Source organism: Terrisporobacter sp. (genome assembly GCF_017888745.1).
GTDB lineage: Bacteria > Bacillota > Clostridia > Peptostreptococcales > Peptostreptococcaceae > Terrisporobacter.
This window is the reverse complement of sequence record NZ_JAGHFM010000158.1, coordinates 1-2798: the sequence shown is the minus strand read 5'-3', so window position 1 is coordinate 2798 and position 2798 is coordinate 1. Positions and strand designations below refer to the sequence as shown.

Below are 2798 nucleotides of genomic sequence, written 5' to 3'. Positions count from 1 at the left end.
TTAGTGTTTAATATATTTAAACCATAATCTGTAGCAATATAAATTTCATCTTTATCCCCAGTAATATAATTAATATGATCACTAACTATGACATCATATTCTTCATTACTCCCTAAACGAGTAATTTCTCCTGTATCCCTATTTATTAAGTTAATTCCACCTGAATAAGTTCCAACCCATAAGTACTTATTTTTATCTTCATAAATAGTTGTAACTAAACTTTCACTAATAGAGTTTTCATCCAAAGGATTATTTTCATAATGTTCTATCTTTATTTCTGGATCAAAAATATTTACTCCCGAATAAGTTCCAACCCAAATAATACCACTATTATCTTGCATTAATGAATAAACTTCGTTTTGAATTATACTTTTTCTATCATAAGACTTTTTAGAATATGTTGTAAAAGTTTCATCTTCTTCGTTATAGCTAGCTAACCCGTTATTTGTAGCTACCCATACTTGATTATTTTTATCTCTTAATACATCTTTTACAAGATTTCCTGGCAATGATGTATCATCATTTTCATCATGACTGTATTTAACAAATGAATAATCTTTTAAATCAATTTTATATAATCCATATCTAAATGTACTTGCCCAAAGATAACCTTGACTATCACATTTTATTTTAAATATATAATCTCCAGAAGACATCTGTCCACTTTCTCCATTCAACGTAGCAGGATAATTATATATTTTTTTATCTTTAGTGACTATTCTACTTACTCCTTTGCTTGTAGCTATCCAAAAATCACCATTAATATCTTCTTCTATAGAATATATAGTCTGGCTTATTAAATCATCATCTTTTAATATTCTTTCAAAACTATCTGTTTTCTCATTATATAAATTTAATCCATCAAATGTTGCTACCAATATTTTCCCATTAGAAGTTAATAAAATATCTGTCGTCATGTAATAAGACAAATTTCCGCTTTCTTTCTTATTGCTATAATTAAAAACTTCATTAGTTATTGTATTTATTTTGCTTAATCCATTTGAGGTAGCAATCCATATATTATTATTTTTATCTTCTAATAAATCTATAATATTATTTCCTGCAATAGAATTAGAGTTATTTTTATCATATTTATATATTTTGAATTCATATCCATTATATCTATTAAGACCATCATTAGTCCCAATCCAAATAAAACCTAATTTATCTTGTATCATACACTGTATAGTATTTTGAGATAAACCTTCTTCATTATTAATTTTATTAAAGTTACCATTATATGCATACGTACTTATACAACTTATTATTATAAATAAAAAGGTTAAAGCTATTGCAATAAATCTCTTAGCTACTAATTTCATAGTTGTCCGCTCCCTGTATAAATAGTTCATTTTATCAATATACATATTTTAACAAATTATTAGCATCATTAAAATAACTTTCGTCAAAAATCGACAACTATAGTATAACTAATTCTAAGAATAAAATAAACAGCTAATTACTTATTATTTTGTATTACAAAATTCTTATTTTCTTATTATTATAGTACTATCTATTCTCTTTTCATCATCAATCTTATAAGTATTAATTTGCATATAGTTATTATCTATATCTATTATTGTGTACATAGGTTCTTTTTTGTCATATCTAAATTTTATATGTTTATCGTCTTTATTTTCATCTTTCTTATAAAATTTACTTCCAGTAGAAGACCCACCTGTTATATATAAAATACCCTTTGGATTTTTGTATATTTCAATTTCTCTTTCTTCTCCATTTGATTTATCAATGATACTTTTTTCTGATATCTTATTATTTAACAATAAATTACTTCTAGAATAAATATGGTCATGACCTGATAGCACTAAATCCACGTCACCCATTTCTAATATTGATGGTAATTTTTCTCTTAATTTTATTACATCTTTATCATTAGAGTGAGTTCCTCCACCATATATATCATGATGAAATACTACTATTCTCCACTTTTTATTTTGATTATTATTTATACTTTCTTCTATAAATTTTTTATGTTCATTTATATTTAAATTATTAGTATTTAGCATTATAAATAAAGCATTATTATATGTAAAATAGTAATCTCCACCTGCAGTAGTTTGACCTAATTCACTTAGATTAGGCATATTAAAACGATAGTAATAATCCTTATTCTCTTTATCATGATTTCCTATAGTATTAGCTATAGGTATAAATCTCAAGTACTTAGGATATAAAAAACCATAATATTCTAAATTACTAATTAAGTTATTTTCTTCACTTTTATTAGATTTTGTATTAGTTTCATCTCCACCGCAAATTATAAAACTAAGATTATTTCTCTTATCTACAGATTTTTTTATTACTTCATTCCAATTATAAGAATCTTCTTTAATAGCTTCTTCATAAGAATTTCTCTTTTTATATTTATATGATGCTCCTATTTGTGGATCTCCCATAAAAGCAAAGCTAAAATTATCTTTAGACTTTGTTTTAAAAATCACAGGGTTTGTCCAATCTCCATCAATTGTATAACTATAATAATATGTAGTATTTGGTTTAAGATTCTTAACCTCAGCTTTATTACTTACAAGTCCTGACTCCATATTTATACTTTTAGCAGTAATAATTTGTTCATATCCATCATAGTTGTACACTTTTATTTTATTAGTTTCATCACTTTTTTTACTATACCAAGAAAAGTTAATTGTACTTTCATTATCTCCCGGTGTTAAACTTATAATATTTTTATTATCTTTCTTTTCTTGCCAATTTTCACACCACTCACACCATAAGTTATCGTTTTCACAACTTAAAAAATAATTTTTATTGTCCCTACA

The 2798-nt window shown here is 24.7% G+C and carries 2 protein-coding genes; both read right to left on the bottom strand.

The window, feature by feature from the left end; all coding sequences use genetic code 11:
* The coding region (locus tag J7G74_RS07730) for a ligand-binding sensor domain-containing protein (RefSeq protein ID WP_297133766.1) at positions 1-1322 on the bottom strand (1322 nt) is incomplete at its 3' end.
* Between the two features lie 165 nt (positions 1323-1487).
* On the bottom strand, positions 1488-2798 hold a 1311-nt coding region (locus J7G74_RS07725; protein WP_297133764.1), incomplete at its 5' end, for a purple acid phosphatase family protein.